The organism is Paraburkholderia antibiotica (assembly GCF_012927125.1).
In the GTDB taxonomy this organism is placed as follows: Bacteria; Pseudomonadota; Gammaproteobacteria; order Burkholderiales; family Burkholderiaceae; genus Paraburkholderia; species Paraburkholderia antibiotica.
The window spans coordinates 1-14,380 of sequence record NZ_JABBFZ010000010.1 but is presented as its reverse complement, the minus strand read 5'-3'; the positions used below and the strand labels follow the sequence as shown (position 1 = coordinate 14,380).

Genomic DNA, 14,380 nt, shown 5'->3' with positions numbered 1-14,380 from the left:
ATTGACTGGGTGAAAGGACCGTCATGCCATGCGCGCCGCACTCGCCGCACTCGCCGCACTCGCCGCTCTTGCAGCTCGCGCTAGCCGCGCGCCACCGTATTGCGCAGCGTGCCGATTTTGTCGATCGAAATCTCGCACACGTCCCCCGGTTTCATGAACACCGGCGGCGTACGCGAGAAACCGACGCCGCTCGGCGTGCCGGTCGCGAGAATATCGCCTGGATACAGCGGCGCGATCGTCGACACGTATTCGATGAAACGCGGAATCTTGTGAATCATCGCGCTGACGGACTCGTCCTGCATCACCTGACCGTTCAGCGTGGTGCGGATGCGCAGTTGGTCGACGTCCTCGATCTCGCTACGCGGCACGATCCACGGACCGATCGAACCGCTGCGGTAGAAGTTTTTCCCCGGCGTGATCTGCCGCGTATGGAATTGCCAGTCGCGCACGCTGCCTTCGTTCATGATTGTAAAGCCGGCGATGTGTTCGAACGCATTCTCCGCCGCGATCCGGTAACCGGGTTTGCCGATCACGACGACCAGCTCGCCTTCGAAGTCGAACTGCTCGCTCACGCCCGGATGCTGCAGCGCTTCGTTATGACCGACCAGCGAATCGGCGGCACGCGCGAACAGCGCCGGCGATTTCGGCAGTTCCTGCACGCGCCCCGCGCTCTGCACTTCGTTGTGATGCTCGGCGTAATTCAGCGCGAGACACCAGATGTGCACGGGCGCCGCGATCGGCGGCAGAAAACGGATACGGTCGAGCGCATAGTCGGCGGCTCCGGTTGCGGCGGCCGCGACATGCTGCGGAAAGCCCGCGGCGACCAGCGCCTTCAGGTCCGCGTATTCGTGGCCGAAACGCTTGCCGAGATCGACGACGCCGTCGCCGACCACGACGCCATAGGTGCTGCGTCCGTCGATTTCAAAGCTGGAATATTTCACTTCACTTCTCCGTTAGACGAGGCCGGCATACGAGCCGCCATCCAGTTGCAGGTTCTGTCCCGAGATGTAGCCAGCCTGCGCGCTGCACAGAAATGCGCACGCGTCGCCGAACTCCTTCGGATCGCCGAGCCGCTTCGCGGCGATCGTCGCGGCAATGCGCTGCTTCGCTTCGGCCATCGTGATGCCGTCCTTCTTCACCATGCGCTCGGCCATGAAGATCTGACGGTCGGTGTCGAAACGTTCCGGCAGCATGTTGTTGATCGTCACGTTGTCGACCACGCTGTCGCGCTGCACCGATTTGCTGAGCGCGGTCAGCGCCGCGCGCACGGCGGCGGACAAACCCATCATCGCGCTCGGCGACTTGACCATCGCCGACGTGATGTTGATGATCCGGCCGAAGCGCCGCTCGCGCATGCCCGGCACGAAGGCCTTGATCAGGAAGATCGGCGCGAGCATGTTGCCTTCCACCGCGCCGAGCCATTCCTCGCGACTCCAGTCGCCGATCTTGCCCGGCTCCGGGCCGGCGTTGTTGTTGATCAGAATGTCGGGCGCGGGGCACGCGTCGATCAGAGCGGCGCGTCCTTCTTCCGTGTTCAGATCCGCGACGACGATGTGCGGCCGCCGGCCCGCCACCGTTTCGATCTGCGCGGCTGCTGTTTCCAGCGCGTCGCGATGACGGCCGTTGATATAGACTTCGCAGCCCTCACGCGCCAGCGCGGTCGCGCACGCGAGCCCCAGGCCTCGCGACGATGCGCACACCAGTGCCTTCTTTCCGGCGATTCCCAAATCCATGACGTGTCCTCTTTGACTTCGTTATTTCCCGTTGCGTCGAGCAGCGCTTATTGCGGCTACTGCGCTTTTTCGGCGAGCGCCGCGAGACGCTCCTTCAGGCGCGGATAGAGCGTCAGCGCATTGCCTTCGAGCACCTGCTGGCGATCGTTGCCAGTCAGATGCGGCGTCGCGACGATATAGCGGCCGGTGTCGTCGTAGTGATGACCGGTCTCGGGATCGATACCCTTCACCGCGCCGATCATCTCCGAGCCGAACACGATGTTGCGATGAGGAATCACCTTCGTCAGCAGATCGATGCCCGCCTGGTGATACACGCAGGTATCGAAGAACACGTTGTTCAGGAGGCCCTTGTCGAGCGTTTCGAAGCCCATGTCCTGCGCGAGGCCGCGATAGCGTCCCCAGTGATACGGCACCGCGCCGCCGCCGTGCGGGATGATGAAGCGCAGCGTCGGAAAGTCCTCGAACAGTTGCGGCGCGAGCAGCAGTTGCATGAACGCGGTGGTGTCGCCGTTCAGATAGTGCGCGCCGACGTGATGGAAACATGGATTGCACGAGCTGCTCACGTGAATCATCGCCGGCACGTCGAGCTCGACCATCTTCTCGTACAGCGGATAGTAGATGTGGTCGGTCAGCGGCTTGTCGGTCCAGTAGCCGCCGGACGGGTCCGGATTCAGATTGCAGCCGACGAACCCCAATTCGAGCACGCAGCGTTCGAGTTCCGCCGCCGACGCTTCGAGCCCCTGCCCCGGCGATTGCGGCAACTGGCACACGCCCGCGAAGTTCTCGGGATACAGCTCGCAGACTCGATGAATCAGATCGTTGTTCAGGCGCGACCACTCGATGCTGTTTTCGAGCGTGCCGAGGTGATGGCCCATCTGCCCCGCGATCGGCGAGAACAGCGTGAGGTCGAGACCGCGCTCGCGTTGCGCTTTCAGCTGGCCGCTTTCGAGCGAGGCGCGCAGTTCGTCGTCGGAGATGTCGAGCGGTGCGCCGTAGAGGCCGCCGCCGTTTTCGAGCTGACGACGCCGCCATTCGTGCAGCGTTTTCGGCACTGTCGTGAAGTGCCCGTGACAATCAATAATCATCGTGATTTACCGTGTTGTTTGAGACAAGAGCACGCGTATCAGGCGCCGCTATCCGCCGGCCACGCGACCATCTGCGTGGCTTGCTTGACGAAGCGCTCGGGCGGCTTTTCGCCGGTGTCGTAACTCATGCCCTCGCCGATCTGGATGCGGTTGAAACGGCTCGACGCGTTGAGCTTTTCCTGCGAGATCCAGTGCTCGTGCATCTGCTCGAACGGGCTCATCCAGTAGTCGAAGATCTGGCTGCCGAGCGCATGCCGGCCGATGCCGCGCACGTGATCGTGCGAACGGTGCGCCATGTGGTCGTAGCCGAAGAAGATGTCGTCGACGCCCTCGACCTGATACGACACGTGATGCATGCCGGCGCGCTGGCCGCGCAGCAGGAAGATCACGTGGTGATCAACCAGTTCGTCGCCGCGATCGACGCGATTGAACTGACCGATGACGTTGCTCTGGTCGCCGACGAACAGTTCGTCGGTCGGCAGCAGACCGAAGGTGCGCTGATACCAGCCAATCGTGTCGGCGAGATTCGGCGTCGCGTACGCGGTGTGCGCGATCCGCACCACCCGCGCCGGCCCAAGCGAGCGGCTTTCGCCTTCGGGGCCGCGCACCAGCACGCGCGGCGGCAGCGGCGCGACGCGTTCGCGGCCCGTCACGAGTTCGAGCCAGAAGCCGTTCGGGTCCTGCACCCGCACGCGCCGGCCGCCGCCGGGTGCATCCGGCGTTTCGACGCCTTGCGCGCCGGGCAGCTTCGCGAGCGTGCCGAGGTCGGCGTCTTCGCTCAGCTCGTAGCCGAAGCTGATCGCGCCGGGCTCGCCGAGTTCGGTCACGTGCAGAAACGGCGTATCACTGACGCCGCGCATATAAAGACGCTTCGCGTCGCGATGCGCGAGCACCATGCCGAAATCTTCGAGAAACGCCTGCATCCGGCCGAGATCCGGTGCGCTGAGCCGGACGTATGCCATTCCTGTAATCGGTGAAGCCACCGTTGTCTCCTGTTCAAGCCTGCTATTACGACGGTTCGGTCCGCGGTCCGCTCGCGTGTCGTCAGTCCAGAATTTTCCCGACGTTGCCGTACAGTTCTTCGACCGCATAACGCCGCGAGATCAACTTCTGTTCATGCGCGTAACGGATGACCGTTTCGAGTGCCGGACGCAGCGCGTCGAAACCGACCGGCTGCAAATCCGGGCCGTCGGCGGGCGGCAACTCGCCGCTCGCCTCACGGCTCTTCAGTAGCATATGGAACACTTCGCGCACGAGGTCAATCCGGGTCTCCGCGATCTCCTTGCGAATCGTCACGACGTGATTGATCGGCACGACGCCCGTGCGGCGATACGCGGCCGCGGCGGCTTCCTTCGGCTCGGCGATCAGCGTACGAATTCCCGGATCGCCCGACAACGCCCCGCCCGCGATGATCGCGTCGACTTCGCCGGCGCGCAGCATGTCTTCGAGGCTCAGCGTCGAATCGATCCGCGTGACGAACTCGGGGTCGCGAGCCTCGGCGACGTGCGCGCCTTCCTGGGTGAGCCAGCGCACCTTGTCGAGCTCGACGCCGTATTCGTCGGACAGAATGCCTCGCCCCCAAGTCGGCGTGGTTTGCGGATACGAGCGCATCGCGACCGTCTTGCCGGCAAGGTTCTGTGGTTGCAGATCGTCGTCGGCGCGGCACAGGATGCTCTTGTGGTGGAACATGCCGTTCATCACGAACGGCAACATCACGTAAGGCTTACCGGCTTCATACGCTTGCAGGAACGTGACGACAGCGAGTTCCGCGACGTCGAACTTCAGGCCGCGCACGACGTCCTTGAACGCTTTCCGCGCGGTGTCGACGTCGGCGAAATCGAGCCGCACGAGCGGCGAGGCCACGCTGCCGTCTTTCAGCGGCGCGGTCTTTTTGTAAGTGCCCATCATCGCGGTGAGCGGGGTCATGTCGGTCTCTTTCATCTGCGGCTTCATGGGCTGATTCATGGGCTGCTTCATGAGCGATTCGCGGCGGCCAGCGCCTCGCGTTGAACGGGATCCGTGCTGCTGGTCCGGCGCGGATCGTGGAATACGGCGTGCAACGGCGGCTCGGCGGGAATCAGTTTCTGCCGGTACGCGTAGCGCACCAGCGCCGCGAGCGACGGCTCGTTCTCGCCGAAACCATAGGGCAGCGGATCGCCGACCCATGCCGACAACTTGCGATAGCGCTTGTCCTCCGCGCCGTCGGCCGTGCCGTTGCGAATACGTTCGAGGTAATTCACCTTCGCCTGCGTGAAAGCATCGAACAGCGCGCCGGCCAGTGTCGGATGCCGTTCGAGCACGTCGTTGCGCACCACAATCATGCCGTGCAGCGGATAGATACCGGTGCGCTCGAACCAGTCGCGCTCGCGTGCACCGGCGTCGTCGACGATCTCGACGAGTTCGTCTTCGAGATCGTTGCCCGCGCCGGCCAGTCCGCCGAATGCGGCTTCGAGTTCGCCGCGCTTCATCAGCGCCGCGATCGATTCGCCTTCAGCGAGCCGCTTAACGTTCGACGGCGTCGCGAAGCTCTGCACGTTCTCCTCCTCTTCGGTAACCCACGTGATCCGGTCCGGATCGACGCCGTATTCGTCGGCGAAAATGCCGCGCGTCCAGACCGCCGCCGTCACCGAGTACGCTCGCACGCCGACGCTGCGCCCTTCCAGATCTTTCGGATTCCGTATCGACGACGAACGCAGCCGCTGCGTCCCCGCATGCCGGAAGCGCCGTGTCATCGGAATCGCCAATGCGGTAATCGGCGCACCGGCCGCGACCGCCATCAGATAGGACGTCGGCGCCATTTCGCAGATGTCGTAAGGCTGGCTGCGCGCCATCTCGCGATAGGCGTCCGGCATGCGCTTCTTTTCGGTGAACTCCAGCCCAAAGCCCTGCACGCCGACTGTGCCGTCACGCAGATCGCTCACCTGGCCGTGCGGCCCCAACACGATCGACAGTTTGGTTGTCATGATTCCTCCGCCCCTCGCTTCAAGCCGCTGCACGGCCGGACAGTTGCAGGCCTTTGTCGAGCGCCGAGAAATCGCGCTTCGGATAGGTCATCAGGAAGCGGTAACCCTGCTCGATCACGCGGCCCACGTTCTGGTTCGTCACGTGCGGATGGCCGACAGGAATGTCGTACGCCTTACCCACTTCGAGCACGTGATCCATCATGCGCAGCAGTTCCGGGTTGTCGTACTGGCGCGGACAGCCGAGCTCCTGAGTCAGATCGCCCTCGCCGATCAGCAGCACGCCAATGCCCTGCACCTGCTTGACGATCTCCTCGAGGTTTTCGATTGCACGCGTGTCCTCGATCATCAGCACGACCAGCACTTCGCCGTCCGGCGCGAGCGGCCACACGTCGGCCTTGCGGTAGTACTCCTGCTGCGACACGCCCCAGTAACGCGCGGCGGGCATCGGCGCATCGCCGCGCAAACCGGCCGGCTCATACAGCGGCGCGCTCTGCAGACGCGGATAGCGGCACGCGGCGACCGCGTTATAGGCCTCCTCCGGCGTGCTGATGCGCGGCCAGACAATGCCGTACGCGCCGAGATCGAGTGCCTGCTTCGCGAACCACTGATTCATTTCGCTGCCGCTCGGCGGAATGCGCACGAGCGGGGTCATCTGGCAAGCAATCGACTGCGCCTTCGCGATGCGCTCGCGCAGCAGCAGAAACTGCATCGATTCGCGCAGCGCGCGGATATCCCAGGGCGTGTGTTCGAGTTCGAACACGACGCCGTCGTTCGATGACTGCGCAAACGCGACCGCCGATTCCACTTCCGCCTGAATGAACGACGTGAATGCGATACGGCGTCCGGTTTGCAGCGCGCGGATTACGCCGTTGAGTCTTTCTGTCATGGTTCGATCGTCCTTCGTTCGCTTACAGCATCGCCGCGCAGAACGCGTCGCCTGCGCCTTGCGGAAGAGGTTTTTCGGTCCAGTTGCGGCAGCCGTCGGTGGTGAAGAACACCTGACCGCCACGCGTGACGCTGATTACGCCGTTCGGATCGGTCGGATGCACGCCGAAGCCGAGCATCGTGCTCGACGGATTCACCTGCGAATCCGCGCGATACCAGTTCTTGCCGAGGTCGTCGCTTGCATACAGCGCGCCTGCCTCGCTGCGCGACGAAATGCTGAAGCACGCGTACATCTTCTTCGGATCGTTGCAAACGAAGCGGCAATCGCGTGCATACGAGAACGGCGCGAATTTGCCGACTTCGAGATCGCGGAAGGTCTTGCCCTTGTCGCGGCTTTCGAACACGCCGAGGCGGCAGATATAGAACAATGCGTCCGGGTCGGCGCTGGTCGTGCAGACCGAATGGGCGTCGAACACGCCTTCGGCGTCGTCGTCGGTTTCGATCCGGCTCTTCAGATACGGCTGTTTCGCGAGTTCGAGCAGGCCTTGCGCTTCGCCGCGCCACGTTTCGCCGCCGTCCTCGCTGACGAGAAAGCCGTTGATTTCCGCGACCGCGTACATCACGTCGGGATTGACCGGATGGAACGCGATGCGCATCACGCGCGAATCGCCGAACGAAATCCTGAAGCGTTCCGGATGGTCGGCCTTGCACTTGCGCCACGTGTCGCCACCGTCGTCGCTGCGATAGATGCTGACGGGACCACCCGCCGCGAACAGCGTGTCGGGACGGGTCGGATGAATCACGACGCTCCAGAACTGGATCGTCTCGTCGGTCACGTTCAGGCGCGTCCACGAATCGCCGCCGTCGGTCGAGCGATAGACGCCCTTGCGCGTTGCCGCGAACAGTAGCTCCGGACGTTCAGGATGCGGCGTGATGGCCTGTACGGACGCGTCGTCGGGGAAGTCGGTCAGCTTTTCCCACTCGCCGCCGGGCCTCAAACGGTACATCGAACCAATGGCATTCGGACGATTGGCGGCCGTGCCGACCAGCATCAATTCTTTCATAAGGTCTCCAAATGAATTGTGCGTCGAGCGTCGCCGCGTGATCGGGGGCCGGCGCTCAACAGGAGTTCGGAATGCAGTGTAAGTGCCGCCGGCTACGCTTTGTTATTCAAAATCTGCGGGGGCAATAGGAATTTGCTTAGTCGGGGAAAACGGCGCTGGCAAAGGGAGGAAAGCGGGCTGGGGGGTGTGCGGAGGCTAGTGATTACCCGTACTGGGGCTGTAAGGGCAATGCGGCTCGACGACGAACAGGATGAACGGTGGTTAAGCCTGGTGACGCAAATCAATGAGCTGGAACGTGCGGAGGATAGGCGACCATTGCGGGCGCTATACGCGATGTAGCCGAAGACGCGAATGGCCTGCATTCACCAGGCAGCGAAAGCAGGCCATTCCTGTTCAAGTCAACTTGAAGGCGGCCGCGCTTCGACCCGCGCGCCGCGCGCACCTCAGCGCGTGTACTTCACCACCGGCGCCGAATAGGAACTCGCCGTCGTCTCCATTCGGCTGCCCGTCTGCGACGAACCGTTGGCCGGTGCGCCGTAGCCGCTGTTGCGCGCTACCTGGTTCTGGGTCGCGGCGCGTACGGCGGCGGATGACGGCTGGTGGTCGGTCTTGTCGAGCTGAGCCTGAGCGGCGCGTGGAGTTGCCTGAATTTCCTGCTGGCGGGTCTGATTCGATTGAGCGAACGTCGCGAGCGGCGTGGCAATCAGTGCGGCGATAACGACAGCTTCGATCAACGATTTCATGATTTTCTACCTCCAGAGATGGCTCGATGCGAGCTGACACAGCCGCGACGATGGGGGCAGTTTAGAAGTCGGTTCGCTTGCGGGTAAGCCATCGGGGAGGAATTGACTGTTGCGCGGGTGGACACAATGGGGGGCGAGGTGGGGAATGCAGAGAGCGCATTAAGGTGGGATTCTGCTCACCGCGGGTTCTTTTCGCGCTGCCTGGGTGTTAGTTCGAAATAGTTGCGCGTCAGGATAGCGCCTAGCAAGACCGGTGTTTTGACAGCATTCTTTTCCGTGGCCTGCGGGTCAGGGTCGCCGAAGGCTAGTTCGACATCCACGGGAAACTGACTCGCTGGGAGTGCCGAAGCACGATAGCGATAACCATGCAGAAGAACCTGTGGGGGCACTGCTCCCATGTCATTCCCGGGCTGCTGATTGCCATGAGAGTCGACCCAGTATCCGATGTCAAGCGGAAGCAGATCTTCGATGGTTGAACGAGGAATTCCCTTTATCGACGAGTTGAACCAGACCGTGAAAGCAGTGGGAACTTGCCGGACCTTTGTGCGATCGGCTGTGGGATCGGCTGGATCAGCCTCTGCGAATACAGTAATTAGCGTGCCGGGAAAAGCCGAATTCTCGAATAAATACTCCGTGCCAACTGAACCTCTCAGAGGACGCACTGAAAAATTTCGGCCAAATATCACGTGTTCAGGATCGAACGGCTGATCGTCGCGCAGGATCGCCATTGCCATCGTTAATACGCTGAGCACCATGTGGCGCTGTGCGTCGGTCACGGTCTGTTTCATGTTAGCTCCTTGCTCCAACTGTCCTGAGAGCGTCGGCGTACTGAGCTGTGCATGTGCCGGGATTGCGAACGAGAGGATCGCGAGGGTTCTTCCAATAAGCCCGAACCACTTCTGCGCAAGCGTAGGCATCTTCTTCATGGAGTTGACTCCTGTAGCCGGTTTCGAATTGGGCCTTTTTCTGTGCAGCCTCCAGGTAAATATCTGAAGATGCAAAGCTCGATGCGCAGCATGCCGGTGCTCTACTCCATCATGCCGAACGCCTGCGCGTTGACTGCTTCTCACGGCACCCTATCGACGCTGAGCCGGCGTTGATGTGGAATAGTCACGCGTCAGGAGAACGCTTAGCAAGACTGGTGTTTTGGGTTCGTCGTCACTCGTAGCCTGCGGGTCGGGATCGCCAAAAGCGAGTTGAACATCGACGGGATACCGGCTCCATGGCTGAGCCGAAGCACGATAGCGATAATGATGCAGAAGAACCTGCGGCGGCATTGTTCCCAGGTCATTGCCGGGCCACCGGTTGCCGGTGCCGCCGATCCAATATCCGATATCAAGGGGAAACAAATCCTCCAGAGTCGAACGCATGACTCCCGATATCGACGGACTGAACCAGATCCTAAAGGTTGTGGGAACCTGCCTGACTTCCGTACGATCGGCCGAGTGATCGACAGGATCGGCCACTGTATACAACATGATCTGCGTACGAGGAAAGGCGGGATTCTCGAATAAATACTCCGTGCCAATGGAACCTCTAAGAGGACGTGCGGCGAAATTACGGCCGAAAACCGTGTGCTTAGGATCGAACGGCTGATCGTCGCGCAGGATCGCCATGGCGGTCATCAATACGCTGAGCACCATGTGGCGCCGGGCGTCGGTCACGGTCTGTTTCATGTTAGCTCCTTGCTCCGACAGCTCTGAGAGCGTCGGCGTACTGAGCTGTGCATGTGCCGGGATTGCGAACCAGAGGATCGCGAGGGTTCTGCCAGTAAGCCTGAACCACTTCCGCGCAAGCGTAAGCATCTTCGTCATGGAGTTTGACTCCTGTAGCCAGTTTCGAATTGGGCCATTTTTTTGTGCAGCCTCCAGGCAAATATCTGAAGAGGCAAAGCTCATACATAGCATGTCGGTGCTCTACTCCATCATGCCGAACGCCTGTGCGTTGACTGCTTCTCACGGTGCCCTATCGACGCCGATCCGGCGTTGGTTTGAAGTAGTCACGCGTCAGGAGAACATCCATCAGCACCGGCGTTTTAGGTTCGTCATCCCCTGCCGCCTGTGGCTTTGGATCGCCGAATACCAGTTGGACATCAACGGGGAACCGACTCGCAGGCTGCGCCGAAGCACGATAACGATAGTGATGCACACGGACCTGTGGCGGTACTGCGCCCATGTCATTACCGAACTGCCGATTTCCTTTTCCATCGACCCAGTATCCGATGTCGAGCGGGAACAGGTCTTCCAAAGTCGAGCGCATGATTCCCGTTATCATCGGATCGAACCGGATCACGAAAGCTCTCGGGACCTGCGTGTCCCTCATACGCTCGGCCGCGCGGTCAGTCGGGTCGCCTGCTACGACCAAGGTAATCTGCGTACTGGGAAAAGCTGGATTCTCGAAGGAATATTCAGTACCCACCGCGTTCCCGAAGAGAGGCTCTGCGGCAAAGTTGCGGCCGAAAACCGTGTGCTTGGGATTGAACGGTTGATCGTCGCGCAGGATCGCCATAGCGGTCATCAATACGCTGAGCACCATGTGGCGCTGTGCGTCGGTCACGGTCTGCTTCACGTTAGCTCCTTGCCCCGACAGCCCTAAGAGCGTCGGCGTACTGGGCTGTGCATGTGCCGGGATTGCGAACGAGAGGATCGCGAGGGTTCTGCCAGTAAGCCTGAACCACTTCAGCACAAGCGTAGGCATCCTCTTCATGGAGTTGACTCCTGTAGCCGGTTTCGAATTGGGCCATTTTTTGTGCTGCTTCTGGAGATACCTTCAGAAGTTCATACACCTTCTTCTCGGCAAGTGAAATATCCCGCATCACGTATTCCCATCCTGGTTTTTTCTGCATATAAGAAATCAGCCAGTAGTAGTGAAATACGAGCATCCTGTGTAAACCGATGTGAACGCGAGGATCGTCCGGTAGCGGAGTATTCCCAGCCGCTATGAATGCATTTTCAAACATCACCGACGTATACACCTGCTGAATACCGGACAGATCCTTGTAGTCATCCGGGAAATGCTGAAGCAAGGAAAGCATCCAGAAGTACTGCTGGCAATGACGGGCTTCGTGGTAGAGCGTATCGGCGAGTGCCCTGAGGCGGTTGCCCAAGAGATCTGACTCGTGTCTGGCTTCGATAATGCGTGCGATTTCTCTCGCATTGACGACAATAAGCCAGTCTCGACCCATAAATGCGGCGCTGACGTCCTGTCGCAGATCGTACTGTTCTGCTCGATCAGAATTGACGACCATAATTTTCGGCATGACATCGCCATTTTCTGGAATCGAGGAATTGCCCCCAAACAATCCAAACGGCCCTGTTCTTAGCGCGTTATAGAGTGGCTGTTTAACCGCGTTCTGAATCATCTCTATCGACTCCACACTCAACGGCCACCCCACCCCCGCCCAATCAATTCCCTTCAACGCAGCCTTTATCGCGGCCGTATAGACTTTCGTCACCGGATACTCGACATCCTTACGCATCGACATACCCGCCGGCGCATCGGCCCCATTCGCACCATCGATAAAGTGATAAAAGCGCAGCCCGAAATTCATCGGATCGCACGAAACAAATTCAGGCGCCTTGTTTTCTGTCGTCGCGCGCAGACTCGGCGTGTCGACGGTCTTGCCGGCAACCGTGGTACTGCGTTTTTCGGCGTTCGGTACATCGCCGGCAAAAAACGGCTGTTCTGCTTCCCGGATAACGACGCCCTTACTCAGCGCAATAACCTTATCGGGCTCACTCGCGGCCAATAACTCGACGGTCGCGAATACAGGCACATTGCTACTGACGACGCGCGTTTCGCCGAGCGCATTGGTCACACCCGAGATCACCTGACCATCGTCGAGCGTGATCCGATACGGCTGGTTCGCCAGTGCGTAGCCGCTATCGTGTTCGATCAGAACATGATGCGCCGCGAGCCTGCCGGGTTTCGCCGTCGTGACCGGCATACTGACCGGCCACGCCGCCGGCTCAAACTCTCGATGACTCGCCGCATGCACGAGATGCTCGCCCTCGGTATAGACCCGATAGCCTTGCGCATCGATCACCACTCTCGTGCTGCCCGCGTGAAACACGATCTCCCGACTCGCCATCAGATTGATCGACCCGGTTCGGCTGATGATGTTCACGACACGCTGCGCAATCACCTCGACGTCGTCGCGTTGCGCTTCGATCTGTACCTTGCCCGACGCTGCCTTCAGCCGGATGCCGAGGTTCTGCGCAAACACCCGCACGCCATCGACCGCCGACGCGAGCAGCGCTTTCACCGCCGCGACGCTGACGTGTCCGCCCGCGGTCAGCGCGATATGTTCGCCACTCGCGACATGCGCACTCTCTGCCGCGGCCAGACCGATGCCGGCCGCGCTCGCGAGCACCATGTCCGGCCTGCGCAACTCCGGAAACGGCCGCTCCGCATTCGCCACGCTCCCACGTATCGCGTCGTTCTGCGCACGGATCGCCTTCGACACATCGCGCTGATCCGTCCGCGCTTCCTGCGCTTCGTGCTGTCGCGCGAGACCCGCGACGCGTTCATGGATATCGCGCGCCTGCGAGAGCCGTGCCACCGTCTCGCCCATGTCCTTCGCGGGTGCGCTCGCGCCGTCACGCGCGTCGGTGGTAATCAGCATGCCCTGGCCGGCGCGCGCGACACCCCATGCATCGGTCGCCAGTTCCCAGCCGATGCCGCGTGCCTGCTGACGTCCCGCCTCGCGCACGATGCGCGTGTTGTAGCCGAGTACGAGGCGCGACTGCGCGTGATCGCTGGCGAGTTGTGTCTGCAACTGGCCTGGTGTGTCGTCGAGTACGAGGTGACTGGAGCGACTGCCGGCGAGATCGCGACTGAGCATGCCCGACAGCGCCTGGTTATCCGGCAGCTTCCACGGCGGCTGATTCCACGCGTTGACCATCCGGTCCGAGACGTACGGCTTGTCCGGATCGCCTTCGTGATAGCCGATCGTGACCTCCTGGCCGGTGCGCGGCAGCCAGATCGCGCCGAATCCGTTGCCCTGCCATGGCGAGGACACACGTAGCCAGCAGCTCGCGTGTTCGTCTTTTGCGCTCTCGCGGTCCCACACGAAGCGGACCTTCACGCGCGCGTAACCGTCGACCCAGAGCGGCTGGTTCGGCGGTGCCACCACGATCGCCGTTTCGCTCGCGCAGTGTGGCTTCTTCTTCGGTCTGTTCCGGAAGAACGTATTGGCTGGTTGCAGGACGAAATCGGTTATGCAATCGCGCGAGTCGTCGTCATCGGTATCGCGCGGATTGAGAGAAGGTGACTCTGTGCTCTGCGCGGCATTGCGGATATCGAGCGTCGTCGACACGACCAGATACTCCGCATTGATTTCCCGCTGTGGATGCTCTTCGAGCCAGAACGTCTTACCCGTCGTCAGTCCGCGAAGATTGCCGCGTCCCTTCAGCCGCCGCCCCCGGCAGCGCATCGCATCGACGCGCACGCTAGCGAGGTGTCGGGCTTCATCCTCGTAATTGTTTCGTTCACCGGACAATCCGCCGGCGCCAGCCAGCGGCTGAGCATACTCGCCCCAGCCGCGCTGTCCGATATCGTCGTGCGCACTGTCGCTGTAGCTCGCGAATTCGCCCTCGAGCGATGCGCCCGGACGCGTGTAGTCGTAATCGGCGAGACGGACCTTGCCGCTCGTGATACGCCGCGACATCTCGAGTCGGTAGATGTGCTCCTCTTCGACATTCCGGCTCCCCACTGCGCGATAGCGGACGCGGTCGTACGCATGGTCTTGCTGCCTGTGCGAGGCGGGCGAATCGCACAGCACAAGCGTCATGCCGTCGAACAGGTAGTAGAGCCCCCATTCCCGCCAGATGCGCGTGAGGAAATCGAAGTCGGACTCCCACATTTGCCGCACGTAGTCGCGCTTCGGGTAGCCGTTCCCGAAGTCAG

The 14,380-nt window shown here is 61.3% G+C and carries 13 protein-coding genes; all 13 read right to left on the bottom strand.

Annotated elements, in window-relative coordinates; genetic code table 11:
* Window positions 1-80: 80 nt before the first annotated feature.
* Window positions 81-941, bottom strand: a complete 861-nt coding sequence (locus HHL14_RS17365; RefSeq protein ID WP_169498858.1) for a fumarylacetoacetate hydrolase family protein — start codon at window positions 939-941, stop codon at window positions 81-83.
* Window positions 942-953: 12 nt separating this feature from the next.
* Window positions 954-1,733 carry an SDR family oxidoreductase gene (locus HHL14_RS17360; RefSeq protein ID WP_169498857.1) on the bottom strand — a complete coding sequence of 260 codons (780 nt, stop codon included), beginning with the start codon at window positions 1,731-1,733 and terminating at the stop codon, window positions 954-956.
* Window positions 1,734-1,789: 56 nt separating this feature from the next.
* Window positions 1,790-2,818, bottom strand: coding sequence for an amidohydrolase family protein (locus HHL14_RS17355; RefSeq protein ID WP_169498856.1), 1,029 nt, complete (start codon window positions 2,816-2,818; stop codon window positions 1,790-1,792).
* 38 nt (window positions 2,819-2,856) lie between these two features.
* Window positions 2,857-3,780 (bottom strand): VOC family protein, encoded by a 924-nt coding sequence (locus tag HHL14_RS17350; protein WP_169498855.1) that lies wholly within the window; start codon window positions 3,778-3,780, stop codon window positions 2,857-2,859.
* An 82-nt stretch (window positions 3,781-3,862) separates the two neighbouring features.
* Window positions 3,863-4,783: a substrate-binding domain-containing protein gene (locus HHL14_RS17345; RefSeq protein WP_169498854.1), complete on the bottom strand. Its 921-nt coding sequence runs from the start codon at window positions 4,781-4,783 to the stop codon at window positions 3,863-3,865.
* An 8-nt stretch (window positions 4,784-4,791) separates the two neighbouring features.
* The gene (locus tag HHL14_RS17340; RefSeq protein ID WP_169498853.1) at window positions 4,792-5,781 is read right to left on the bottom strand and encodes an ABC transporter substrate-binding protein; all 990 of its coding nucleotides are present in this window, start codon (window positions 5,779-5,781) and stop codon (window positions 4,792-4,794) included.
* Between the two features lie 19 nt (window positions 5,782-5,800).
* The gene (locus HHL14_RS17335) at window positions 5,801-6,667 is read right to left on the bottom strand and encodes an HpcH/HpaI aldolase family protein (RefSeq protein ID WP_169498852.1); all 867 of its coding nucleotides are present in this window, start codon (window positions 6,665-6,667) and stop codon (window positions 5,801-5,803) included.
* Between the two features lie 22 nt (window positions 6,668-6,689).
* Entirely contained in the window at window positions 6,690-7,730 is a 1,041-nt protein-coding gene (locus HHL14_RS17330; RefSeq protein ID WP_169498851.1) for a WD40/YVTN/BNR-like repeat-containing protein, read from the bottom strand.
* A 443-nt stretch (window positions 7,731-8,173) separates the two neighbouring features.
* Window positions 8,174-8,473: a hypothetical protein gene (locus HHL14_RS17325; RefSeq protein WP_169498850.1), complete on the bottom strand. Its 300-nt coding sequence runs from the start codon at window positions 8,471-8,473 to the stop codon at window positions 8,174-8,176.
* 176 nt (window positions 8,474-8,649) lie between these two features.
* A complete protein-coding gene (locus tag HHL14_RS17320; protein ID WP_230413094.1) occupies window positions 8,650-9,399 on the bottom strand; it encodes a hypothetical protein in 750 nt (249 codons plus the stop codon).
* A 150-nt stretch (window positions 9,400-9,549) separates the two neighbouring features.
* A complete protein-coding gene (locus HHL14_RS17315; protein WP_169498849.1) occupies window positions 9,550-10,149 on the bottom strand; it encodes a hypothetical protein in 600 nt (199 codons plus the stop codon).
* Window positions 10,150-10,438: 289 nt separating this feature from the next.
* Window positions 10,439-11,041, bottom strand: a complete 603-nt coding sequence (locus HHL14_RS17310) for a hypothetical protein (protein WP_169498848.1) — start codon at window positions 11,039-11,041, stop codon at window positions 10,439-10,441.
* A 1-nt stretch (window position 11,042) separates the two neighbouring features.
* A partial coding sequence (locus HHL14_RS17305; RefSeq protein WP_169498847.1) for a type VI secretion system Vgr family protein occupies window positions 11,043-14,380 on the bottom strand: 3,338 nt, incomplete at its 5' end.

Bases quoted from the DNA above. Each gene is read 5' to 3' on its own strand.
- HHL14_RS17360 (WP_169498857.1), bottom strand. From the start codon at position 1,733: ATGGATTTGGGAATCGCCGGAAAGAAGGCACTGGTGTGCGCATCGTCG.
- HHL14_RS17355 (WP_169498856.1), bottom strand. From the start codon at position 2,818: ATGATTATTGATTGTCACGGGCACTTCACGACAGTGCCGAAAACGCTG.
- HHL14_RS17350 (WP_169498855.1), bottom strand. From the start codon at position 3,780: ATGGCATACGTCCGGCTCAGCGCACCGGATCTCGGCCGGATGCAGGCG.
- HHL14_RS17345 (WP_169498854.1), bottom strand. From the start codon at position 4,783: ATGAATCAGCCCATGAAGCCGCAGATGAAAGAGACCGACATGACCCCG.
- HHL14_RS17340 (WP_169498853.1), bottom strand. From the start codon at position 5,781: ATGACAACCAAACTGTCGATCGTGTTGGGGCCGCACGGCCAGGTGAGC.
- HHL14_RS17335 (WP_169498852.1), bottom strand. From the start codon at position 6,667: ATGACAGAAAGACTCAACGGCGTAATCCGCGCGCTGCAAACCGGACGC.
- HHL14_RS17330 (WP_169498851.1), bottom strand. From the start codon at position 7,730: ATGAAAGAATTGATGCTGGTCGGCACGGCCGCCAATCGTCCGAATGCC.
- HHL14_RS17325 (WP_169498850.1), bottom strand. From the start codon at position 8,473: ATGAAATCGTTGATCGAAGCTGTCGTTATCGCCGCACTGATTGCCACG.
- HHL14_RS17320 (WP_230413094.1), bottom strand. From the start codon at position 9,399: ATGAAGAAGATGCCTACGCTTGCGCAGAAGTGGTTCGGGCTTATTGGA.
- HHL14_RS17315 (WP_169498849.1), bottom strand. From the start codon at position 10,149: ATGAAACAGACCGTGACCGACGCCCGGCGCCACATGGTGCTCAGCGTA.